At 52.4% G+C, this 23,109-nt stretch carries 22 protein-coding genes; 3 read left to right on the forward strand and 19 right to left on the reverse strand.

Going from position 1 to position 23,109, the window contains the following annotated elements; genetic code table 11:
- Window positions 1-259: 259 nt before the first annotated feature.
- Both rnz and metH read right to left on the reverse strand, forming a co-directional pair.
- Complete coding sequence (rnz, locus tag KI379_RS16725; RefSeq protein ID WP_212984253.1) at window positions 260-1,192, reverse strand: ribonuclease Z; 933 nt, start codon at window positions 1,190-1,192, stop codon at window positions 260-262.
- Between the two features lie 102 nt (window positions 1,193-1,294).
- Entirely contained in the window at window positions 1,295-4,711 is a 3,417-nt protein-coding gene (metH, locus tag KI379_RS16730; RefSeq protein ID WP_373309592.1) for a methionine synthase, read from the reverse strand.
- A 205-nt stretch (window positions 4,712-4,916) separates the two neighbouring features.
- Between metH and KI379_RS16735 the strand changes: the two genes are divergently transcribed.
- Window positions 4,917-5,456 (forward strand): 1,2-dihydroxy-3-keto-5-methylthiopentene dioxygenase, encoded by a 540-nt coding sequence (locus tag KI379_RS16735; RefSeq protein WP_076171258.1) that lies wholly within the window; start codon window positions 4,917-4,919, stop codon window positions 5,454-5,456.
- A 90-nt stretch (window positions 5,457-5,546) separates the two neighbouring features.
- Here the strand turns inward: KI379_RS16735 and KI379_RS16740 are convergent, their stop codons facing one another.
- The 5 genes from KI379_RS16740 to KI379_RS16760 form a co-directional block, all read right to left on the reverse strand.
- Complete coding sequence (locus tag KI379_RS16740) at window positions 5,547-5,960, reverse strand: FixH family protein (RefSeq protein WP_076171256.1); 414 nt, start codon at window positions 5,958-5,960, stop codon at window positions 5,547-5,549.
- A gap of 229 nt (window positions 5,961-6,189) precedes the next feature.
- Complete coding sequence (locus KI379_RS16745) at window positions 6,190-6,984, reverse strand: HAD family hydrolase (protein WP_212984255.1); 795 nt, start codon at window positions 6,982-6,984, stop codon at window positions 6,190-6,192.
- Between the two features lie 39 nt (window positions 6,985-7,023).
- Window positions 7,024-7,539: a hypothetical protein gene (locus KI379_RS16750; RefSeq protein ID WP_076171250.1), complete on the reverse strand. Its 516-nt coding sequence runs from the start codon at window positions 7,537-7,539 to the stop codon at window positions 7,024-7,026.
- 253 nt (window positions 7,540-7,792) lie between these two features.
- A complete protein-coding gene (locus KI379_RS16755; RefSeq protein WP_212984256.1) occupies window positions 7,793-7,975 on the reverse strand; it encodes a DUF896 domain-containing protein in 183 nt (60 codons plus the stop codon).
- Window positions 7,976-8,076: 101 nt separating this feature from the next.
- Window positions 8,077-8,457, reverse strand: coding sequence for a LysM peptidoglycan-binding domain-containing protein (locus KI379_RS16760; RefSeq protein ID WP_076171243.1), 381 nt, complete (start codon window positions 8,455-8,457; stop codon window positions 8,077-8,079).
- 239 nt (window positions 8,458-8,696) lie between these two features.
- Between KI379_RS16760 and lexA the strand changes: the two genes are divergently transcribed.
- The gene (gene lexA / locus KI379_RS16765; protein ID WP_076171240.1) at window positions 8,697-9,323 is read left to right on the forward strand and encodes a transcriptional repressor LexA; all 627 of its coding nucleotides are present in this window, start codon (window positions 8,697-8,699) and stop codon (window positions 9,321-9,323) included.
- 95 nt (window positions 9,324-9,418) lie between these two features.
- On the opposite strand, the gene KI379_RS16770 is transcribed toward lexA, so the two are convergent.
- The 6 genes from KI379_RS16770 to catA form a co-directional block, all read right to left on the reverse strand.
- Window positions 9,419-10,609, reverse strand: coding sequence for a response regulator transcription factor (locus KI379_RS16770; protein WP_212984257.1), 1,191 nt, complete (start codon window positions 10,607-10,609; stop codon window positions 9,419-9,421).
- Window positions 10,584-12,413: a sensor histidine kinase gene (locus KI379_RS16775; RefSeq protein ID WP_212984258.1), complete on the reverse strand. Its 1,830-nt coding sequence runs from the start codon at window positions 12,411-12,413 to the stop codon at window positions 10,584-10,586. Before KI379_RS16775 ends, KI379_RS16770 begins: the two co-directional genes overlap by 26 nt.
- Window positions 12,414-12,480: 67 nt before the next feature.
- Complete coding sequence (locus KI379_RS16780) at window positions 12,481-13,359, reverse strand: carbohydrate ABC transporter permease (RefSeq protein ID WP_084203932.1); 879 nt, start codon at window positions 13,357-13,359, stop codon at window positions 12,481-12,483.
- Between the two features lie 15 nt (window positions 13,360-13,374).
- Window positions 13,375-14,265: a carbohydrate ABC transporter permease gene (locus tag KI379_RS16785; protein ID WP_076171233.1), complete on the reverse strand. Its 891-nt coding sequence runs from the start codon at window positions 14,263-14,265 to the stop codon at window positions 13,375-13,377.
- A 134-nt stretch (window positions 14,266-14,399) separates the two neighbouring features.
- Window positions 14,400-15,752 carry an extracellular solute-binding protein gene (locus KI379_RS16790; RefSeq protein WP_076171230.1) on the reverse strand — a complete coding sequence of 451 codons (1,353 nt, stop codon included), beginning with the start codon at window positions 15,750-15,752 and terminating at the stop codon, window positions 14,400-14,402.
- 227 nt (window positions 15,753-15,979) lie between these two features.
- Window positions 15,980-16,630 (reverse strand): type A chloramphenicol O-acetyltransferase, encoded by a 651-nt coding sequence (catA, locus tag KI379_RS16795; protein ID WP_212984259.1) that lies wholly within the window; start codon window positions 16,628-16,630, stop codon window positions 15,980-15,982.
- A gap of 220 nt (window positions 16,631-16,850) precedes the next feature.
- On the opposite strand from catA, the gene KI379_RS16800 reads away from it, so the two are divergent.
- On the forward strand, window positions 16,851-17,204 hold the full coding sequence (locus KI379_RS16800; protein WP_212984260.1) for a DUF1259 domain-containing protein: 354 nt from the start codon (window positions 16,851-16,853) through the stop codon (window positions 17,202-17,204).
- Between the two features lie 115 nt (window positions 17,205-17,319).
- On the opposite strand, the gene KI379_RS16805 is transcribed toward KI379_RS16800, so the two are convergent.
- The 6 genes from KI379_RS16805 to KI379_RS16830 form a co-directional block, all read right to left on the reverse strand.
- The gene (locus tag KI379_RS16805; protein WP_143811875.1) at window positions 17,320-17,445 is read right to left on the reverse strand and encodes a sporulation protein YjcZ; all 126 of its coding nucleotides are present in this window, start codon (window positions 17,443-17,445) and stop codon (window positions 17,320-17,322) included.
- A gap of 154 nt (window positions 17,446-17,599) precedes the next feature.
- The gene (gene glnA, locus KI379_RS16810) at window positions 17,600-18,928 is read right to left on the reverse strand and encodes a type I glutamate--ammonia ligase (protein WP_076171222.1); all 1,329 of its coding nucleotides are present in this window, start codon (window positions 18,926-18,928) and stop codon (window positions 17,600-17,602) included.
- A 33-nt stretch (window positions 18,929-18,961) separates the two neighbouring features.
- A complete protein-coding gene (locus KI379_RS16815; RefSeq protein WP_076171220.1) occupies window positions 18,962-19,375 on the reverse strand; it encodes a MerR family transcriptional regulator in 414 nt (137 codons plus the stop codon).
- An 87-nt stretch (window positions 19,376-19,462) separates the two neighbouring features.
- Window positions 19,463-20,716 carry a methionine gamma-lyase family protein gene (locus tag KI379_RS16820; protein WP_212984261.1) on the reverse strand — a complete coding sequence of 418 codons (1,254 nt, stop codon included), beginning with the start codon at window positions 20,714-20,716 and terminating at the stop codon, window positions 19,463-19,465.
- Window positions 20,717-20,738: 22 nt separating this feature from the next.
- The gene (hflX, locus tag KI379_RS16825; protein WP_076171215.1) at window positions 20,739-22,043 is read right to left on the reverse strand and encodes a GTPase HflX; all 1,305 of its coding nucleotides are present in this window, start codon (window positions 22,041-22,043) and stop codon (window positions 20,739-20,741) included.
- Window positions 22,044-22,091: 48 nt separating this feature from the next.
- Entirely contained in the window at window positions 22,092-23,090 is a 999-nt protein-coding gene (locus KI379_RS16830; RefSeq protein ID WP_145132248.1) for an AAA family ATPase, read from the reverse strand.
- Between the last annotated feature and the right edge of the window lie 19 nt (window positions 23,091-23,109).

Genomic DNA, 23,109 nt, shown 5'->3' on the forward strand with positions numbered 1-23,109 from the left:
ATCACGGGAAGTCCAATTGTGCTAAGTTGTGTCATTTCCTGCGCTTTCCCGGAAAATAATGATTATCCGGGAAATGAACCGCTGCAGTAAGAAAAACGTCTATCGACGTACCTTCAAAGAAGACAGACCGCGTTTAGCTGAAGTTTTTCTTGCGATTATAGAATGGTTCAGCTTCGCTGAAATTTATAAATTCTATAATCTTAAAGAAAAAAGGCTCGCCCGGAGCCTTCATACCATTATCGCCTGCCCTATGTCTTCACTATTCTTCGTGGCGGGTCACCGGAAACAGCACCAATTCTTCGGCCAGCAGCGTTTTTGGAAAGAGTGACCTGGCTTCCGCCAATAGAGGCTGCAGGTGCTCCATATCCTTGTAACGTGAGCTGAAGTGCGTAATTATGAGCTCCTTGGCCCCCGCGTCGCGGGCAGCTTCTGCGGCTTGGAGCGCCGTGCTGTGATGGTAGTTGTGTGCGGTCTCATGAAGCTCATGCAGAAACGTGGCCTCATGAACGAGCAGATCCGCCTGTTCGGCCAGCGGCAGAACGTTGGCACAAGGGCGGGTATCGCCCAAGATCGTAACGACGCGCCCCTTCTTCGGCGCACCAAGCACGTCTGCCGGTGTCAGCACCCGGCCATCTTCCAAGGCGATGCTCTCCCCGCGCTTCAAACGGCCGTAAATCGGCCCCGGTTTTAACCCGTACTCGGCCATCCGTTTCAAGTCCAAGCTGCCTGGCTTGTCTTTTTCCATGATCCGGTATCCATAGCTGTCAATGCGGTGCTCCAGCAGACGGGATTCAACCCGGACCTCCCCGTCTTCAAAAATGACTCCCCCCGTGTGCTCATTCACCTCAAGTTCAAACTCGATTCGCGACTGGCTGACGGTAAGTGACGTGTCTATGTATTTTTTGATCCCCGGCGGTCCGTACAGCTGCAAGGGCGTGGTGCCGCCCTGGTTGGACCTGCTGGAGAGCAGCCCGGGAAGACCGAATATATGATCACCGTGCAGGTGGGTAATGAAAATTTTCTCCAGCTTGCTCAGCTTTAATGAAGACCGCAGAATTTGATGCTGCGTGCCTTCGCCGCAATCGAACATCCAGAAGCTGCGCCGCTCCTCGTACATCCGAAGCGCCATCGATGTCACGTTCCGCTGCAGGGAAGGAACCCCCGCATTGGTACCCAAAAACTCCAGTTCCATAACGCTATACCTTCTTTCCAAGAATGCGCCAGCAAAAAACCCCCGAACAATCGGAGGGTTTTGCTGACATTTGCTTCGGTTCGGCTATGAACCGAATATATATTATTTTACCTTGTCGACATTAAAATACCGTGCTTCCGGATGGGCAAACACCATCGCCGACACCGAAGCTTCAGGCTCCATCATAAAGCCTTCGGTCAGATGTACGCCGATATCTTCCGGCTGCATCAGCTTGAAGAGCGGCTCCTGATCCTCCAGATCCGGACATGCCGGATATCCGAAGGAGACGCGGATGCCTTGATACCGTGCCCCGTGACGCTGCTTCATCGTCATATCGGCCGGGTCAGGGAAGCCCCACGTATCACGCATCATATGGTGAACGCGCTCGGCCAGCGCTTCGGCGGTCTCAAGCGCCACCGATTGCAGGACATGCGACTTCAGATAGTCCCCTTTATCCTTCCACTCCGAAGACAGCTTCGAAATGCCTTGTCCCGCGGTGACGACCAGGAAGCCGACATAGTCCATCTTGCCGCTGTCGACCGATTTCAGGAAATCGGCGAGGCAGAGGAACGGTGCCACGTTCTGGCGCGGGAACGTAAACGTATGCAGTACCTTGGTATGATCCTCCGGATCGTAAATGACAATGTCGTTGCCCCTCGACTGCGCAGGGAAGAAGCGGTACATCGCATGCGCCTGGATAATCCCCTCGCGGGCGGCCTGATCCAGTACGTCATCGACGGTTGCTTTCAAATCCAGCGCTTTTTCGTCACCTTTCTCCAGCAGCTGCTCGACCTGACCACGCAACCCCAAATGATGTCCAAGCAGCATCTGCATGTTCATGTATGGGATGATGTGGCTGATCGGATAGTTGCGGATGATGTGCCGCTCCAAATCGGGCGGGTTAAAGACCGGGACATCCGTCGACACGTTGGACTTGGCCGCACGGGTCAGTTCCGGCAGCTCAACCGGTTTTTCAGCTTCCGCCAAAAGCGCTTCGAGCTCCGCGTCCATTTCAGCCTGCATCAGACTGCGCTGCTCCGGATCCATCAGCTTGTTTGCCAGGTCAAGCCCGTCCATAGCGTCCTTCGCGTACACGACCATGCCTTCATACTCCGGCCGGATCCGCGTTTTGGTAAACCTGCGGGTCAATGCCGCTCCGCCAACCATAATCGGCACCTTCACGCCGGCATTTTTCAAGTCCTGCGCGGTCACGACCATTTGCTGTGCGGATTTCACCAGCAGACCGGATAGTCCGATCAAATCGGCCTGCTCCTTCCGGTAAGCCTCGATGATCGTCTCCGGTGGTACTTTTATACCCAAATTGACGATTTGGTAACCATTGTTCGAGAGGATAATCTCGACCAGGTTTTTACCGATATCATGCACGTCGCCTTTAACGGTGGCCAGCAGCATCTTCCCTTTGACGGACGTTTCGTTCTTTTCCATAAAAGGCTCCAGATAGGACACGGACGCTTTCATCACCTCGGCGCTCTGCAGCACCTCCGCCACGATCAGCTCGTTGTTGTTGAACAGACGACCGACTTCGGACATGCCGTCCATGAGCGGCCCGTTGATGATCTCCAAGGCGCCGTACTTCTGCAGCGCAGCATCCAGGTCGGGAATCAGCCCTTCCTTGGTGCCTTCAACGATATAGGTAGCCAGCCGTTCTTCCAGCGACAAGTTCGAAATTTTCTCTTTCTTCTCGACCTTTTTATTACGGAACGCCGCCACAAACGCGGCCAACGTTTCATCGTTCGTATTGTAAATCAGATCTTCGGCCAGCTTCCGCTCCGCTTCTGGAATCGAGGCATAGCGCTCCAGCTTCTCGGTATTCACGATGGCATAGTCCAGGCCCGCTTTCGTACACTCGTACAGGAAAACGGAGTTCAATACTTCGCGGCCCGCTTCCGGCAAACCGAACGAGACGTTGCTGATGCCAAGGATCGTATGGCACTCCGGCATCGCTTCCTTGATCAAACGGATCCCTTCAATCGTTTCCTTGGCGGAACCGATGTACTGCTCATCACCGGTACCAACCGGGAACACCAGCGTGTCGAAAATCAGATCCTCAGCGGGAATGCCGTATTTATGAACGAGCAGATCGTAGGATCGCTTGGCCACATTCAGCTTGTCGTTTCGGTCAATGGCCTGCCCGCTCTCATCGATGGTCCCCACCACGACGGCAGCCCCGTATTTGTGGATGAGCGGAGCCACATGTTCGAACTTTTCTTCACCGTCTTCAAGGTTAATGGAGTTAATAATCGCTTTGCCCTGAGAATATTTGAGCGCAAGGTCGATGACCTTCGGATCGGTCGTGTCGATCATGAGCGGCACTTTGACCTTTTTCACCACCAGCTCCAGGAACTGTTTGATATCCTCCGCTTCATCCCGGTCCGGATCCTGCACGCACACGTCGATGACGTGCGCTCCGTTTTTGACCTGGGCCCGGGCGATCTCCGAAGCTTCCTCGTACTTCCCTTCCACGATCAGGCGCTTGAATTTGCGGGAGCCGAGCACGTTAGTCCGCTCTCCCACCATATATGGCCGGTTGTCCGACTCAATGTACACGGGCTCAATTCCGGACAGCGCCGGCGGATGGCTCCCTTCCATTTGACGAGGCTGGTAACCCTTCATGACCTCGTTCAATGCCCGGATATGATCCGGGGTCGTTCCGCAGCAGCCTCCGGCAATATTGAGCCAGCCCTGCTCCGCAAAGTCTTCCATCTTCCGGGCCAGAGACTCCGGAGATTCATGGTAATGCCCGTTCTCATCCGGAAGGCCGGCATTCGGATAGCAGCTGACCGCCGTTTTGGCCATGGAGGCGAGCGAACGGATGTGATCGCGCATGAATTCAGGACCTGTCGCACAGTTAAGGCCGACCGAAATCGGATTCAGGTGCTCCAGTGAAATGTAGAACGCTTCAATGTTCTGCCCGGCTAGGGTCGTCCCCATCGGTTCGATCGTACCGGAAATCATAATCGGCAGCGTGATCCCAGTGCTTGCAAAGGCATTCCGGATTCCGATGCTGCCGGCCTTAACATTCAGTGTATCCTGGCTCGTTTCAAGCAACAGGGCGTCGACTTTGCCCTCGATCAGGGCAACCGCCTGCTCCTCATAGCTGCTCACGAGCTCTTCAAAAGTTACGCCCCCGGTTACCGACAGCGTCTTCGTCGTCGGGCCGATCGCGCCGATCACGTACCTAGGCTTGTCCGGCGTGCTGAATTTATCCGCCGCTCTGCGGGCAATTTCCGCAGCAAGCAGATTAATCTCCCGCGCCTTCTCGGGAATATCGTATTCAGACAATACGACCGAGGTAGCGCCGAACGTATTCGTCTCTATGAGATCCGCCCCGGCTTCCAGATACTTCTCGTGGATCTGTTCGATCACATCGGGACGGGTAATGACCAGCATTTCATTACAGCCTTCCAGCTCTTCTCCACCAAAATCCTGAGGGCCAAGGTCGACCTGCTGGATCATGGTACCCATGGCACCGTCCAATATCAATATTCGTTCTTTCATTAATTCCTTCAAGTCAGGTCTGTTCACTGTATGTCCCCCCTGCCAAACGTTAAATCTTAGTTTATCAGAATAGCCCTTATTAGAAAAGTGCAAGAAATGCCTTAAGGCAGGGTTTTGCTCCTGATTTTCGTGTAATATATAATCGACAACAAAAGTATCGTTCGTTATAATATGAATTAATCCAAGTGGAAAAGAGGGTTTAGAGATGGCTGAAATCGTGATTCGCAATACGAACGAACGGATTACCGGCGACGATAATGTTCGTGAGTTCCTCAACAATCAAAACGTTCTTTATGAAAAATGGGATGCTTCCAAGCTGCCTCTGGAGCTTCAAACCAATTTTCAACTGAACGACGAGCAGAAAAAGCAAATCCTGGACACCTACGATGAGGAGATCCGTGATCTGGCGGCCCGCCGCGGCTACAAGATCTGGGACGTCATCACGCTGTCCGACGCTACGCCGAACCTGGAAGACCTGCTGAATAAATTCGAAGAGGTTCATACCCACACCGAAGACGAAATCCGGGCGATCGTGGGCGGCAAAGGCATATTCGTAATCAAGGGCGCAGGCGACATCGGCTACTTCAATGTAGAGCTCGAAGCCGGTGATGTCATCTCCGTTCCGGAAAATACAAACCACTTCTTTACGCTGATGGACAATCGTAAAATTATCGCCGTCCGCCTCTTTATCGAGGAAAACGGCTGGGTCGCCCATCCGGTTCAGGACCCAAGCTTTCAGTCCTAATCCATAAATATAGCGATATACGCAGCAACCCCCGCCTTCGCCAGGAAGAACGGGGGTTGCTTATCGTTATCAAACGAATCATGATGCTGATTATTCCGTCACGGTCAGCTTTTTCGTCGGCATCGTATGCTGTGGTCCTACCGTAACATGGGACGTGATGCTGTAGGTGCCCGCCTGATCGAAGGTCTTATCGAGCGTATACTTTCCTCCGCCGGCATTCTGGGCGGCCACCTTTTCATGGCTGCTGCTGTCGCCTTCCTTCGAGATTTCAATCATAACCTCATCGGCCTTATCGACGGGTTTATCCTTTTGCGTTACGTTCACCTCGATGGTAACTTGATTACCTACCTTGGCCTGCTCCGGCGTCCAGCTAAGATCCACCTGCACCGGATCCATCATGCTCTCACTCATGTCCATGCCCGCATGACCACCGCCGCCGCTGCCGCAGCCTGCTATGCTCCATACCGCCAGCAGCAGCAAAGCAACAAAACCGTACTTTCTCAAGCGAAGTCACTCCCTATACGTCTATCTATGTAAGCTGTTTGTCCATATTCTTCATCATTATACATAATTATCGCCTCACCCAAACCATCCATCTGTTAACAAAATGGAACAAATTGACCGGAAAGGGTCAAGCTTGCTCATCAAACGGGGCATTCATATACACAAGGTATAATAAAAGCCTGCCGGACGAAGGGATTCCCCTCTGGGCAGGCTAGCATATAAGACCGACTCAAGAACGTTCGGCGATGATGCGATGCAGTTCAGACAGATGCTTGATTTCGTAATCAGGCTCAATGGACGGATCTTTTACTTTTCCGGTGCGGTTGATCCACACTGTGGTCAGTCCGGCGCTGTTTCCGCCTTTGATGTCGGTTGTCTGCTTGTCGCCGACCATGAGCGTCTGTTCCGGTGTTAATCCAAGTAATGAAAGCGCATGTTCGAAGATGGTCGGATCCGGTTTGCCTTTGCCGTATGTACCCGAAATGACGATCTCGTCAAAATATGGGGCAAGCTCAGGAACCCCAGCGATCTTCTCCTGCTGGAGCGCAGGACAGCCGTTCGTCAGAAGAAGCAGCTTCTTGTTTCCTTTCAATTCGTCCAGTACTTGGAAGGTCTCTTCATATACATGGGGTCGGGAGCGGCGCTCGGCGGCAAATTGCTCGGCCAATTCTCCGGCCAGCTGTTCATCGTCAACCCCAAGCTTCAGCAGACCGCGCCGCCATGATTCCTTGCGGTAGCCTGGAGCGAGCTCCTCAAGTCTGCGAAATTCAGGTTGTTCGCCTGCGCTGAAGTTGGCCCACAGTCCTTCAAACGGGTTAATTCCAATCATTTGGGTAAAGGCAAACGTGTCATAGGATTGATATAACGCCCTTGCCTCATTGCGGACCGCTTCCTCCAGCTCCTTGGCGTCAATGCCCTTCGCCTTGGCGGCCGTCTCGCATACCGCTTCAAAGGATTCCTTCACGCTGCGCTCATCCCACAACAGCGTATCGTCCAAATCGAAAAAAACAGCTTGTACCGGCATCCTCTTCCATCCTCTCCATCTGCTATCTCTTATATTTGTTTATTTTTCCAAAGGGATATTGTGGGTCTGCGCAAAACGCTCCAGACGTTCCCCTATGGCATCGGTATCGTAGCGGTTGATCAGGCGCGTGAACACCCAGTTGCCGCCTTTGCCCTTCGGCTCAATCACGACAGAGCCTTTGGCCAGCTTGATCTTGGCGATATTGTCTGCGGTCAGTCGCCGATCCCGGTTGAACTTGATCGTCGATACGGCGTTTTTCTCCACGCGCAGGAAAGGTCTGCGCAAAAAGATCATCAAGCCCAGGAACACGTACATGGCCATAATGATCCAGGTCATGCCGCTGTTTCCCGCCGTACCCTCCTGTCCGAGCATTCCGAGCAGGAAGTAAACCGCGGCCAGAGCGACCATCGTAATCGGAAGTACATAGTTTCTTCCTTTATAAATGTCAGCCGATGGACCTCCCGTGCTATAGATGGATGGCTTTCCCTCTTTCTTTCTCTGCTTGTTCAGCTGCGCTGAATTTTTTCTTACCTGTCTTTCCCATGAACGGGCCATTCACGAACCTCCTCAAAATGCTTTCGGCTATATAGTTTGAACGAAAGTTTTGCGTTGAACTTCCTCATATATAACGGCCCAATACTGCTTACAGCAATTATTCCTGTAATTTCACATTCTATATAATAGAAAGCAAATGAAGGAAACCTGGTGCGCTTACATAGAAGCATTCTGTTCTCGGTAGTGAGCCATACAAAACCTTGAGTCAGTCTATACCATAATCGAATGTATGAGTCTAATCCAGCAGCGGGTGTTATTTCTTCTCTTCATCCACCCATTCAATCGAGTCCAGCTGCTGTCTGAAATTTCTGCGGACATTCTGAAGGTATCTCTCACGAAGCTTGGCCCGTTCTTCGATTTCCTCTTCGGTTAAACCGGATTCCTTTTGCTTGCGCGCAAGCTTATTAATTCTCTCTACAACGCTGTCGATATCCATACAATTACTCCTCCAATATTCAAGTCATACCTAACTTTGCCATGATAAAAAGAGCTTGTCAAGGTTCACACCTTTCCAAGCTCTTGATCATTTATCTTCTATTAATATTGTGGGAGTGCCAATACTTCTCCGGCTTGAATTTCGCTGCTGGTTAAATCGTTATACTTCTTCACCGCCATAATGTATGCGCGGATATCCATGTCTTCCGGCTTATGGGCAGAAGCGATTCCCCACAGCGTATCGCCTTGCTGAACGATGACATTTTTCTCTAACCGAACATCATCCGAGGTTCCCGCGAATACGCGAACGACACCTGTGCATCCCACCAAAATAATCAGGGCCGCCAGGATCAGTTTGATCAAGGCAGGGCCAGGCACGAAGGACTGGACTTTCTTCAACCAAGGAGATGCTATAGCTTCATTGATGGATGGGTTAACGGATGAGTTATTATAAATACTTTGGTATGTAGTGTGTTTCAGCATAAATATTACGCCTCCAAACGTTTGTTCTTGTTTTATGAGAACAATATAACACGAACATTTGTTTTGTTCAATACTTTTTTCGAACAATTGTTCCTATGTTTTTAGAGGCGGGCTTCCTTCATTCAGAAGCCGCGAAAATCCCGCTCCATCAAAGCAAAATCATTTAGAACTTATGTTTGTACGAACGGCAGTTCTATGTTATAATTTTACCAAACGTTACTAAATGGGGTTGATGGGGAATGTCAAAGATATCTAGCCGGCAGCAAGCGATATTGGAATTTATCAGAAATGAAGTCCGCGCCAAGGGTTATCCTCCGTCCGTCCGAGAGATCGGTGAGGCGGTAGGGTTGGCTTCCAGCTCGACTGTACACGGCCATTTGGACCGACTGGAGAAGAAAGGCTTGATCCGCAGAGACCCTACGAAGCCTCGTGCCATTGAACTGTTGGGACAAGAAGAATCCGAGAGCAGCAATCTGTTCACGCATACGATCGCCAGAGTTCCCGTAGTAGGCAAGGTTACAGCTGGGGTTCCGATCACGGCAACGGAGAACATTGAAGATTACTTCCCTCTGCCGCAGCACTATGTTGGAGATGAGAAAGTATTTATGCTTTCCGTCGTTGGGGACAGTATGATCGAGGCTGGCATTCATAACGGTGACTACGTCATCGTGAGACAGCAGCAGACAGCCGATAACGGGGACATCGTCGTTGCCATGACGGATGAGGATGAAGCAACCGTGAAGACGTTTTACAAGGAGAAGGACCATATCCGGCTTCAACCGGAGAACCCGGCTTACGAACCTTTGCGTCTGAACCATGTCACCATTCTGGGCAAAGTCGTCGGGCTGTTCCGCGATATTCACTAGCAGATGATGCTGGACAAGCAGCAATAGAGCCCTTGCTCTTCCTTACTCAGGAAGGTCAAGGGCTCTTTTCGGCGTTGGGATCAAGGCAGGATGATTCAGGTGGGACACACCTCACGGGAATCCGCCGTTTGCTCCAGACGGTACTCCGTCGGGGTTTTTCCCGTTTTTTTGCGAAATACCTGGGTAAAATGCTTGACGTCCACATATCCGACTTTGTCCGAAATGTCGGCCAGCTTCAAATGCGTTTGCAGCAGCAGCTTGCAGGCTTGTTCGATCCGCAGATTGGTGACGTATTCCTTGAAGCCGCTTCCCGTCTTCTGCTTAAACAGCTGGCTGAAGTAGACCGGATTCAGGAACACGACCGAAGCTACCTTTTCCAGGGACAGATCCGTATGATAGTGCGCTTTGATGTACTGCACCGCAACCTCGATCGCTCGGTTACCTCCCGGGTTGTTGTATTCGTACTCCAGCGATGCCGATTCCTGGCGCATCCGCCGCACTTCCTCCGGCACCCGGTGAATGTCTGTGATAAGTCCCGTCGACTGAATCTGGAAAGGCACCTTGACGCATCGTTTCAAGTTAGCGCGCAGCTCATCCGTCAGACGTTTCATGCCTCCCTCTTCTCCCAAGGAGACGAGGCCGATCAGGCTCGTTTCGTCCATGCTTGTCACAAATCCGCAGCCGTGCGCTTCAATCAGCTCACCAAGCACATTTTCAATAATAAAATGCTCCAGATGCACCGGCGCGTCGCTCTCCATCTTAACCATCACCAGTTGGAATGCGGGGTAGCTCTCAATTATAGACGCGACGTCAAGGCGCCCAGTATCGAGTCCGCTCGCCCAGCGCTGAAACACAGCCTCACGCAAATACTTCAGGTTAGACTTCAGCAGCTCCGCCTCGCGCACGATTTCATTCTCCCGATCCATCTCCTGAGCAAGTCCGGAAATCATGGAGAGCAGCAGCTCTTTCCCGATCGGCTTGAGCATATAGTCCTTAGCCCCAAGCTTGACGGCTTCCTGGGCGTAGGAAAACTCGGAATAAGCCGAAATGATGACCCATTTGATATGCGGATAACTGCCTTGGCACAGCTGCATCAATTCAAGGCCCGTCATTCCCGGCATGAGGATATCGGTCAGCACCAGATCAATCCGGTGTTTGCGCAGCTGCTGAACCGCTTCCTCCGGATTCGCCGCCAAGTGAACATAATGCTGCGGATATGCCCGGTGGATGGTGCGCTTAATTCCGTCACGGATCACATGCTCATCGTCCACGACTAAAATGTTCATCTTCCATTCCTCCTTGGTGCCGGATTGGTAAACGGATGGTTACCGTCGTTCCTTCCCCTTCTTGACTGTCCAAGTATAAACCGTACGGACTGCCGAACATCATTCGGATCCGCTCATGCACATTGCTCAAACCGATGCCACGGCGAAGCACGGGGCCGTCTCTGTCCTCCGCTTCGGGCGACGTGCGGTTGCCGCCCTCCAGCAAGCTTCTGACCCGCATCAGCGTGTCTTCGTTCATTCCCTTCCCGTTATCCCGAACGACGACATGGAGATCGTCCATGACCTGCTCCGCCGTAACGAGCAGCATGCCCTGCCGATCCAGCGGCTCCAGTCCGTATTTTACAGCGTTTTCAATAATCGGCTGAATCGTCATTTTCGGCAGCGTGACGTCCATCCACTGTGGATCCACATCGATCTTCGGTACAAGCCTATCCTCCAGCCGGTTCTCGATAATCGTCAAATAATGCCGGATCTGTTCCAATTCCTGACGCAGCGTCGTCCGGGAAGCCTCCTCCCAGTTGCTGCTGTAACGGAACATTTGCGACAGTGACAGAATGACCCTGCTGAGGCGTTCATTCCCTTTTTCATCCAGCATCCAGTAAATCATGTCCAGCGTGTTGTACAAAAAATGCGGATTCACCTGGGACTGCAGCGCCTGCAGCTGCGCGTTTTTCTCGCTGACGGTCGTGACCTTGATCGTCTCAATCAGCTCATCCATCCGGTGCACCATCCGGTTGAAGGAAGACACCAGGCTGTTGATTTCGTCAAACGAGTCGACATTAACCGAACCGCTGAAATTGCCCATCTCCACCTTTTTCATTTCCCGGATCAGCAGCTTCAGCGGGGAAGCAATGTTGCGCGATACCAGCGTGGCCAGAACGGTCGAGACGATAATCAGCACGATTAGAACGATAACGAGGTATTGGGTCGTCTGGTTCACTTCCGCCTGAATGTCGTGCTTCGGGGTAAAACCGTAGATCGTCCAGCCCGCCATAGGCGTATTGGCAGCGACCACCAGCTGGCTTGAGCTGTCATCCACCAGAATACCGTCCTCGGCACCCGGTTTCGGAATGCTGGCAAAGTGCGGCGCCTCCGTCCCTTTTTTACCGGTCGAAGCGATGATGTTGTTGTTCTGATCGATCAGGTACACGCGGCTGCCCGGGCTGATCGTCACATTGGACATCGCCTCCATGATGGACGAAGGATTCGCTTCGATGACCATGATGCCAAGCTGCTTGTGCGTGTTCAGATCGTACAGCTTCCGGCCGAACACAAAGACGTTCTCTTTCTGCTGCAGCGTGTTGATCGGCGAACCCGGCATCATCCCGAGCCAGACCATATTGCCCGACGAGGCGTTCAGCTCGTTGTACCAGGACGTCTGGGCGTAATTGTTGTCGATGACCCCGGCGAACTGGCGCTCATAGCTGTACACTTTGCCCCTGTCGGTCAGAATATGGATGCCTGTAATATCGTTCCTTGAATAGTAAGCCGCCCCGATAATATTCGTAATCGTTCGTTCGTTTTCGATGGCGACGGTCTCTTTTACATGGGTCTCTTGAAGCAGCCGGGTCAGCTCGTAGTTGCTGTTGAGCGACTTGGAGAGACTGTTGTAGCCTTGAAGCAGCGAGTTGAACAGTCCGGCGGTCTGCGAAATGTTCTTCTCGGCGATATCATTCACCTTGGTATGAATAATGGAAATGGTGCGGTAATAATACACGACGCTGATCAATATCAATATGCCGGTCATGCAGCATAGAAACAGCAGAAAAAGACGGCTGTGAATCGAACGAAAATGTCGCCCCACAGATACATTCCCCTTTCGTATCCGGTCATCCATTTGTCATTCTATCACAGAAACCGTCTTTGCCCTACTAACCTTTTACTGCACCTGCTACCATACCCTGGGTGATCTTGTCGGCGAGCAGGAAGTAGATAATGATGACCGGGAGCGCGCCCAGCACAAGAAATGCGCCGATGGCCCCGTAGTTGACCGAGTATTGGCTGACGAAGCTGTTGACGCCGAACGGCAGTGTTTTCAGCTTTTCCGATGAGATAAACGTCGCAGCCAAAATATATTCGTTCCAGATGTTGATGAATGTCAGGATACACACCGTCATTACCGGCGGAACCGAAATCGGCAGGATTATGCTCGAGAATATGCGTCCGATCCCCGCTCCGTCCACCACCGCGGATTCTTCGATTTCATGCGGAATGGTTTTCATGAACCCGCTAAGAATAAAGATGGCGATCGGCATGGAAAATGCCACATACGGCAAAATGATCGACAGATGCGTATTCAGAATATGCATGTTTTTGAAAATGATCATGAGCGGCAGCAGCGTCGCCTGCATCGGGATCATCATCCCGATCAAGAATACGACCATGACCGCCCCGCCAAAGCGCCACCGGAAACGGCTGATCGCATAGGCGCACAGGGAGCTGAGAATAATGACCGCAATCATCGTCACGGATGTGACAAAGATGCTGTTCAACAAATAGCGGAAATAGTTGCCCTCCAGCGCAGCGCTGTAATTGGCCCACTGCGGCGAATGTGGAAGGGCAAAGAAGCTGCCCGACAAAATTTCTTCATTGGATTTCAAGGAATACAGGAGCAGCCACAACAGTGGATACACCTGGGTTACAAACAGAATGCCCAGCACCAGAAACACGATGGCCTTCGTAACGGAAAACCGTTTGCGTCTGGTTACGGCCACCTGCTTGTTCAAAGCGACGGCTGTGCTTGTGTTCATTGGCGGTTTCCTCCTTTACGAGTATCGTTTCTCCAGTTTGTTGAAAATGAAGTTGATGCAGAACGTGGCGGCCAGACAGAGCACCACCAGGAATGCGGCGATCGAGCTGCCGTAACCGTATTTCATGGACGTGAACGACATATTGTACATGTGTGTGGAAATGACGTCTGTGGCATGCGCCGGTCCGCCGCCCGTCATGACCATGATCATGTCGAAAGCCTGCAGCGAGCCGATGAAGGCCAGCACGATGGAAATTTTGAAAATCGGGACAATCAGCGGAAACGTAATGTGCCAATCCGCTTTAAAGCCTTCGGCACCGTCGATACGGGCCGCTTCGTACACATCGTCCGGGACATTCGAGATGCCTGTAAATTGAATGAGGGTGTGGTAACCCAGGTACTGCCACAGGGCGACGAAATACAGCGAATACATGGCGACCGAAGGATCGGTGAGCCAGGCTTTGCCCCAGGAATGCAGTCCGACTGCATCCAGGATTTGATTCAGCATACCGCCCATCGAAGCCGGGTTATAGATCGTTTTCCACAGCTGGCCGACGACGACGACGGACAAGATGACCGGTAAAAAGTAACTGGAAACCAAAAAATTCGGTTTTCGCACGTAACGCTTCAGCAGTATGGCTACAAGCAGTGCGATCGGAATCTCGGCCATGGAGAACACCGCAAACATCAACGTTCTCCGCACCGACGGCCAAAATACCGAGTCGTGGAACAGCAGCTTTTTGAAATTGGCCAGACCCACGAACGTCGATTCGCCGATCCCGTTCCAGTCCAGCATACCGCTGTACATGGATACGAGGATGGGAACAAACACAATACCGATATAGATGATTAAGCAAGGAAGCACAAACGCGGCAATCGTCCAGCGGGAGACCTTCAGCACGTTCACGACTTACCTCTCCTCCTTCTCCTTCTTGGCTGCAATATTCCTCATGGGAATTGAAGGGAACGGCATCCGAAATGCGTCCCCTTCATGTTTAAATACCTGTTCTCTCTATAAAAAGCTGGATTTGTATCCGTTGATTATTGATTGTTATCTTCGAACCCGGCTTGATGCTCTTTGGCCACGTCCGCCGAATTTTTCTTCTGGGCGAACAGGTTTTGAATGCTGGAGAGGTGAACCTGGGCCGTGCCCGGATTCATCGTGTTGTCAAACGCCAGGTCTCCGCCTTTGACATCCTTGAACATGTTCAGCACGTCCATAGCCATGTCGGAATATCCTGCAGCCTTGAAGTCGCCGTCCACTTTCTGGCCGATCCCGACCGCGCCTTTAGCTTCAAAGGCTTCTTTCGGGAAGTTCAGCATGAAGTAGTTGAGGAACTCCTTCGTTTCGGCAAGATGCTTGCTGTCCGCCGCAATAGCGAAACCACTGCCTGGTGCCAGCATGAATTCGTCCGGGTTGCCCTTGCCGCCGATCGTCGGGAATTTGAAGACGCCGACTTTGCCGTTAACGGATGACGATTCAATGCCGCCCGTTGCCCACGTTCCCATGTAGTACATCGCTGCTTTACCGGTTTTGAACAGGTTCTCGCCGGCATTGTAGTCGAAGGATGTTGCACCTTCCTGGAAAGCTCCAGCCTGCACGAGGTTCTGGAACGCATCTACCGCCTCTACGAAGGCTGGATCTTCAAATGTCTTTTTCTTGTCGAGAACGTCCTTCAGGAATCCAGGGCCGTTGTTCGTGCGGAGCAGCATGTTCATGAACAGGAACGAACCCGTCCAGGTGTCTTTCTCGCCGATGGCCATCGGCTGAATGCCTTTGGATTTGAGCGTTTTAACGACGTCGACCATTTCCTCAAACGTGCTTGGAACCTTCACGCCGCCTTTTTCAAACAGTTCTTTATTGTAGTACACCACGCCGATGTTGTTGCCGTCCGGTACCGCATAAGTACTGCCGTCAAAGCTGTACCAGTCAAGCAGCCCGTCCTGGAACGTGTCCTTCAGACCGTTCTCGGCCAGCATATCATCAAGCGGAGCCAGCAGCTTGGCATCGACAAAAGGCTGCATTTGCGCCGCAGGGTTCACGACCGTAATGTCCGGAATTTCCTTGGAGGCCGCCTGCGTTTTCAGCTTCAGCTTCTGCTGGTCGGTGTTGAGCGAATCCAGTTCGATTTTGATATTCGGATGATCCTTCTCATACTGGTCCACAATCTTGTTCATGATCTTGTTCTTCGGATCCGTCGGGTCCGGATAGATGTTTTGGAAAGTAATCGTAATGTTCTTATCCTTCGATGTGTCGGATGTGCTGCTATTGGATCCGGCCGCGCCCGATGCGCTGCTGCCAGAATCCTCCTTGTTACCGCTTCCACAAGCTGTAAGACTAAGCGCCAAGGTGCCTGTAAGCACGATGCTTAATAATTTCGACATCTTTGCCATCTTGTTATCCCCTTTTTGTTTGGTATGGGTTCATTATGCCGCGATTCGACTCGAAAAGGGAGGTGAGAAATTCAGGAAATAGGTTTAATTTCTAAAGGTCCCCTTAAATGATTGCCCCAGACAATGCAATATTATAAACGAGGCATTGCTGAACAATCGACAAAAAAAGGAACCCTGTAAGGGTCCCCTGAGAATCCTTTCATCCTCATTTATAGCGTGTACATCCCTCAATCCATCCAATCGGTGCAGGTGTCGGCGAGCTGCTGCAGCTCTTGCAGAAACATCCCGGCATGGTACCCGTCACAGACGGCATGATGCACCTGCAGCGAAACCGGGAGCAGAACGTGCTTCCCTTCCCGAAAATACTTGCCCCCCGTGATGATCGGCAGCAGGTAGTTTCCGCCATGATCCAGATTCAGGTTAAAGCCGGTAAAACTGACCCATGGAATCATGGATACGGAGAAGGTATGAGGCGGCATGTCTTTTTTCGTAAACAGCCCCATGCTCTCCCCATAACGGAGCTGATCCTCCCGGTAAAGTTCCATAAAGCTCTGGTAGCTGCTGCTGTACTCCGTCCAGATCGCGGAGAAGGTATGGTTTTCCGGATGAAAAATCGTATAACACGGACTCATCTGCTCCCAGTAGCCAACCTGCTCCTCCCGAATATCCATCCGAAATTCCACATGCGCATTTACGATTCTGGACAGCATGTACAAAAAGGCGGGGTACAGCTTCATCCCCCTTTTCTTCAGCTCGCCCAGCAGCAAGGTGATCTCGATGTTGGCTGTCATGCTGAAGGTGCACCGGTTCTGTTTGAAATAGTGGTCAAAATAAGGCTGTCTGTCCCACTGCCCGGTTTGGATCGGAATAAATTTCATGTATGAACCCTCCTAAAATGTGTATTTCGCGATTTTAGGAGGGTAAATCAACGGATTTCACCACGACACTCACTCCATATACAGGATTGGTTACTATGCCATTGTATCCAATTTCGCAGGACAACAAAACAATTTTATAGAGTTATAGACTCCTGCTTTACCTTCCAACCGCTCTATTGCATAAGTTAGAGCAACGAGAGAGGGAAGGAGAAATCCGTTTATGAACATCTCCAAATCGCTGTGCGACCGATTGGCCGCCATTCTCGGGGGAAAAGGCATGTCGGACGGAAAAAGCTGCTCCATCATGATCGAGAGAAAGCTGAATGCCAAAATTCTCGGCAGAAACTATGAAACCGAACACGAAATCACGATTCAATCTTTGAAAAACGGCACAACGCTCAACACAGCGGAAATCACGCTGCTTCAGTCGGAAGTCCAGCGCTTTACCAGTGCCGCCCGCAAGCAGGGTTTTAAAGTGACCGCCATCCACAATCACTGGCTCTTTGAAAAGCCGAGATTGATGTACCTTCATTTGGAAACCGTCGAGAACCCCGTTACGTTTGCCAGAAAATGAAGAGCGGCTTTACATGTGCTGAAAAAGTGATCTGTGTGCATCGCTGAAAGGATGATGCCGGTCACGACAAGAAAAGCCCGCCGGCAGATGCCAACGGGCTTTCAGTTCCTTTATTTTAGTAAATAAAGGCTTTTGTGATGATGACCAGCAGGATGAAGAGGACCAGGATTGCTCCTACGCCTCCGCCCCACAAACCACCATAACCGTATCCTACTCCAACGCCTCCAACGCCATCGCTCATGTGATAACCTCCTTGATTTATAAGGTACACCATATTCATATGGCGAAAAGCATAAAGAGGTATAGGCTAAATGGTAAGAACAGTGAGATTGGGCAGGGGCCTGTCAGCCTCAAAAAAATCCCCCGCACCGGTCAGGTGCAGGGGTTGTCCACTCTTAGTACAGCGTGATGTATTGATCGCGTTCCCATTGATGAACTTGTGTTCTGTACATATCCCATTCGATTTCCTTCAGCTCGTAGAAGTGAGCCAGGGCATGCTCGCCGAGCGCGTCGATGATGACTTCGTCGCGGATGAGTTCGCCGAGGGCTTCCTTCAGGTCGGCCGGCAGGCTTGGGATGCCTTCTTCAATGCGCTCTTCTTCGGACATCACGTAGATGTTGCGGTCGATCGGCGCCGGCAGCTTCAGCTCGTTGCTGATGCCATCAAGTCCTGCTCTCAGCATAACGGCAAGCGCCAGGTACGGGTTCGCTGCAGGATCCGGGTTACGAACTTCAACGCGTGTGCTCAAACCGCGGGAAGCCGGAATCCGGATCATCGGGCTGCGGTTGCTGCCGGACCAAGCCACGTAGCACGGAGCTTCATAACCTGGAACGAGGCGCTTGTAAGAGTTGACCGTCGGGTTTGTGATGGCTGCCATAGCGCGGGCATGCTTCAGCACGCCTGCCATGTAATAGCGGGCGGTGGCGCTCAGGCCCAGCTCGTCGGACTCGTCGTAGAAGGCGTTCTCGTTGCCTTTGAACAGCGACTGGTGGCAGTGCATACCGGAACCGTTCACGCCGAACAGTGGCTTCGGCATAAAGGTCGCATGCAGACCATGCTGACGGGCAATCGTTTTAACGACCAGTTTGAACGTTTGGATCTGGTCCGCTGCCTTCACGGCGTTCTCGTATTTAAAGTCGATCTCGTGCTGTCCCGGCGCCACTTCGTGGTGGGAAGCCTCGATTTCAAATCCCATTTCTTCCAGTGTCAATACGATCTCGCGGCGGCAGTTCTCGCCGAGGTCTGTCGGGGCCAGGTCAAAATATCCGCCCTGGTCGTTCAGTTCCGTCGTCGGATTGCCTTTCTCGTCGGTCTTGAACAGGAAAAATTCCGGCTCCGGACCTACGTTCATGGACGTGTAGCCCATCGCTTCCGCTTCTTTCAGGTTGCGTTTCAGAATACCGCGAGGGTCTCCGGCAAACGGAGTGCCATCCGGCATATAAATGTCACAGATGAGACGCGCAACGCGGTCTTCCGTCACCCAAGGGAAAATGACCCATGTGTCCAAATCCGGATACAGGTACATATCGGATTCCTCGATGCGCACATAACCTTCGATAGAAGATCCATCGAACATCATTTTATTGTCGAGCGCCTTCTTCAGCTGGCTGACGGGAATCTCCACATTTTTGATCGTTCCCAGCAAGTCCGTGAATTGAAGACGGATAAAACGGACGTTCTCTTCCTCCGCAATACGCAGAATATCCTCTTTAGTATAACTCACGATATCCTCTCCCTTTCTCACATGTGATTCCTGTTATTTTTTATTAAAAAACCGGGACAGCTCGCCTTGAATCAATGAGACCTGACCCGGTCTCTTACCAGATACCAGCTGCTGCTTCAGCAAACGGTGCAGCTGAGATTCCGACAGTTCTCTGCGCTTTACCTCGGTGTCGGCATTAAGGACAGTGGCTTCCTCAGACTCTTTGGACACAGGATTCATGACCTGCTTGATTCCCGCGATGTTGACGCCCTTCTCAATGAGCGCCTTAATCTCCAGCAATCTCTCCACATCGTTAAACGAGAACAACCGCTGGTTGCCGGAGGTGCGCGCAGGCACGATCAAATTGTGCTGTTCATAATACCGGATCTGCCGCGCGGACAAATCGGTCAGCTTCATGACGATACCTATCGGGAATAATGCCATGTTTCTGCGAATTTCATCACCCATGACTCATCTCAACCTTCCACATGAACTATTTCTCATGTTCCATTGTACATTTCATGATATCACACGTCAATAACGTGTCAGATAAACTTACAATAATTTTCGATTTTTCATCGTCTGTAACGCCATCATTACGCCATATTTGACGTGTGAATAGGTGAGTCCGCCCTGCATGTATCCGATATAAGGCTCCCGGATCGGCGCGTCTGCAGACAGCTCCAGGCTTCCCCCTTGAATGAACGTCCCGGCCGCCATAATGACCGGATGCTCGTAGCCGGGCATGTCCCACGGCTCGGGTACGACGTGGCTGTCGACCGCTGCTGCGCGCTGGATCCCCTGAACGAAAGCGATCAAATGATCCGGTCCGGTAAAGGAAATGGCCTGGATCAGGTCGGTGCGCTTCTCGTTCCATGCCGGCTTGCTCTCGAACCCCGCTTGCTCAAACATCGCGGCTGCGAAAATGCTGCCCTTGACCGCTTGTCCCACAAGCGTCGGCGCCAGGAAAAGCCCCTGGTAAATCCCCCGGGTCGCTCCCAGCATCGCTCCCACCTCACCGCCGATGCCTGGGGCGGTCAGCCGATAGGCTGCAAGATCAACGAGGGCTTGTTTACCGCAAATATAGCCGCCGGTTTCGGCAATACCCCCGCCGGGGTTTTTGATCAGCGAGCCCGCCATCAGATCTACTCCGACCTGCGTCGGCTCTATTTCCTCCGTAAATTCGCCGTAGCAGTTGTCCACGAACACGATCACATCCTGCTTGATTTGCTTTACGCGCCGGACCATTTCGCCAATCTGCTCCACCGTGAACGAGGAACGCCAGTCATATCCGCGCGACCGCTGGATGCCGATCACCTTCGTTGAGCCGGAAATGCCTGCTTCTACAGCCTCCCAGTCTACGTCTCCTGACGCAGCCAAGGCAGCTTCGCGGTAAGTAATCCCGAAATCGGCCAGGGAGCCCGTACCATCCCCTTTGCGGCCGATCACCTTATGTAATGTGTCGTACGGCCGTCCGGTAATGTAGAACAGCTCGTCGCCAGGGCGGAGCACCCCGAACAAGGCCGTTGAAATTGTATGGGTCCCGGAAGCAAAATGCGGGCGTACCAGAGCGGCTTCGGCTCCGAATACGTCCGCATACACCAAGTCAAGCACTTCTCTTCCTCGGTCGTTATAGGCATAACCGGTTGAGCCGGCGAAATGAAAATCGCTTACCTGATGGCGCTGGAACGCTTCGATGACCTTCCACTGATTATGGTCCACGATTCCGTCCACCGTCCGGAGCTGATCTTCGATCCGCCGCTCGGCTGTATCTTTCCACTGTATAAGTTCGTCTGCAAATGTTACCATGTTCCCGGTTTCTCCTCACTTCTCATTGGTCAGAAGGTCTGACCTGTTCTTTATAGCTCTCTACGATGTAACCGTACTTCTCATAGTCAGGCTTGTGCACCTGCACCGTATAAATCATATCATCATTGTCGGCATCCTGGCCAATTACTTCGCCGACCCGGTGCAGCTGGGATAATATATCACCGCGTCCGGCAGGTACGCGGAAGGTTAATGTATCTCCCGTCAGCCTCGTCTGTACTGCTTCGCGAACGGCCAGCAGATCTCCTTCCGCAAAAGCGCTGATTTTTAAATAACCCGTCCCGGACGGCAGCATCTCCAGCTGCTCCGGGGTGCAGGCGTCTTTTTTGTTAAAAAGGATCAGCTGCGGCTTGTCAGCCGCCCCCAGCTCTTCCAGAATGGAATCCACCACCCGCATTTGTTCATCGCGCATCTCCGACGATGCGTCTACGACGTGCAGCACGAGATCCGCCTCATTCACTTCCTCCAGCGTGGCGCGGAACGCGGCGACGAGGTCATGCGGGAGGTTCTGGATGAAGCCGACCGTGTCGGTCAGGATCACTTCGCTGCCGCCGGGCAGCTTCATGATGCGCGAGGTTGGATCCAGCGTCGCAAACAGCTGGTTTTCGATATAGACGTCAGCGTTGGTCAGCTGTTTGAGCAGCGTTGACTTTCCCGCGTTCGTGTAGCCCACCAGCGCGACCTGGACCACCCCGCTCTTCTGCCTGCGGCCGCGGTGCAGCTTCCGGTGCTTGGTAACCTCTTCAAGCTGGCGTTTCAGGTCGCCGATTCGACCGCGGATGTGCCGGCGGTCGGTCTCCAGCTTGCTTTCCCCCGGTCCCCGCGTCCCGATTCCTCCGCCGAGACGGGAAAGATTTTTGCCGTGTCCGGACAGCCGTGGAAGCAGGTACGTCAGCTGAGCCAGCTCCACCTGGATAATCCCTTCGCGCGTTTTGGCGCGCTGGGCGAAAATATCCAGGATAAGCTGGGTGCGGTCGATGATTTTGGCATCGAGGGCCTCCTCCAGGTTCCGGACCTGGGCGCCGGAGAGCTCCTGATCAAAGATGGCCGTATTGCCGCCATGCATTTCCAAGGCCTGCTTCAGCTCTTCCACCTTGCCCTTGCCGATAAACCATCTCGCATCCGGCACATCCCGGTTCTGCACTAGCATTTCCAGCACTTCCACGCCGGCCGTCTCGGCCAGCCGGACGAGCTCTTGAAGCGAGTGCTCCGTGTTCATGCCGGATCTCTTCACCTCGTCGGTCACCAGGCTGACCAGTACGGCCCGGTCCGGAATTTCATGATTCGTGTCATACGTTTGGTTTGCCATGATGATCTGCTCCTTTTCGCTTCAGCGTCCATTGCTGCAAAATAAAGATCAGTTCAAACTGCCGGGCGCGCCTTTGGCTTCCAGCTTAAAATCCTCGGTCCGGAGCGTCATAAGCTCCAGCTTACCCGGGTTGCTGTGCGCATAATGATTCAGCAGCCGTACAGCCTGATTCCGGATGGACTTCTCGATCGTGTTGCGTACGTACCTCGCATTGCTGAAGGCGTGCTCGCTTTCGCCTTTCTCCTGAATCAGGTGCTGCCTCAATTTTAGTATCGCCTGCGGCATCAGGATGTAGTCCCGCTCCTTGGCCATCAGCTCGGAGATCTGGATCAGCTGATCGATCGTATAATCGGGGAAATCGACCTGAATCGGAAAACGCGACGGCAGCCCCGGATTCGTTTGCAGAAAAAAGTCAATCTCCTCGGAATATCCGGCAAGAATCAGAATGAACTGATTTTTGTGGTCTTCCATCGCCTTGACCAGCGTATCGATCGCCTCTTTGCCGAAATCCTTCTCGCCGCCTCTGGCCAGGCTGTACGCTTCATCGATAAAAAGAATGCCGCCAAGCGCCTTCTTGACCAAATCCCTGGTTTTTTGCGCGGTATGGCCAATATACTCACCGACAAGGTCGGCGCGTTCCACTTCGATCAGGTGGCCTTTGCTCAGCACACCCATTTTTTGAAACAGCTTGGCGATGATTCGTGCTACTGTGGTTTTACCCGTGCCGGGGTTCCCTTTAAACACCATATGATATACATGTCCGCCGCTGGCCAGCCCCGCTTCCTGACGCATATGGGCGATTTGGAGCATGGCGTAAATTTCAAACACGAAATCCTTGATGCTGTCCAGCCCTACCAGCTGATCCAGCTCTTTTTGAATTTCCTGATACAGGCTGTGCTGAGCTGTATTCTTCTGGGCAGGGACCGATTCCTTCTCCGGAACGGCGCTGCTGACGACAGGAGGCTCCTGGCTGCGCAAAATCACATTGATTTGTCTGGATGGCCTGCCCTCCGGCCGGCCGTTCGCGGCCGCTATACGCCCGTTCATGCATCCATCACCTCATTTA

The organism is Paenibacillus cineris (genome assembly GCF_018333335.1).
GTDB lineage: Bacteria > Bacillota > Bacilli > Paenibacillales > Paenibacillaceae > Paenibacillus_AQ > Paenibacillus_AQ favisporus.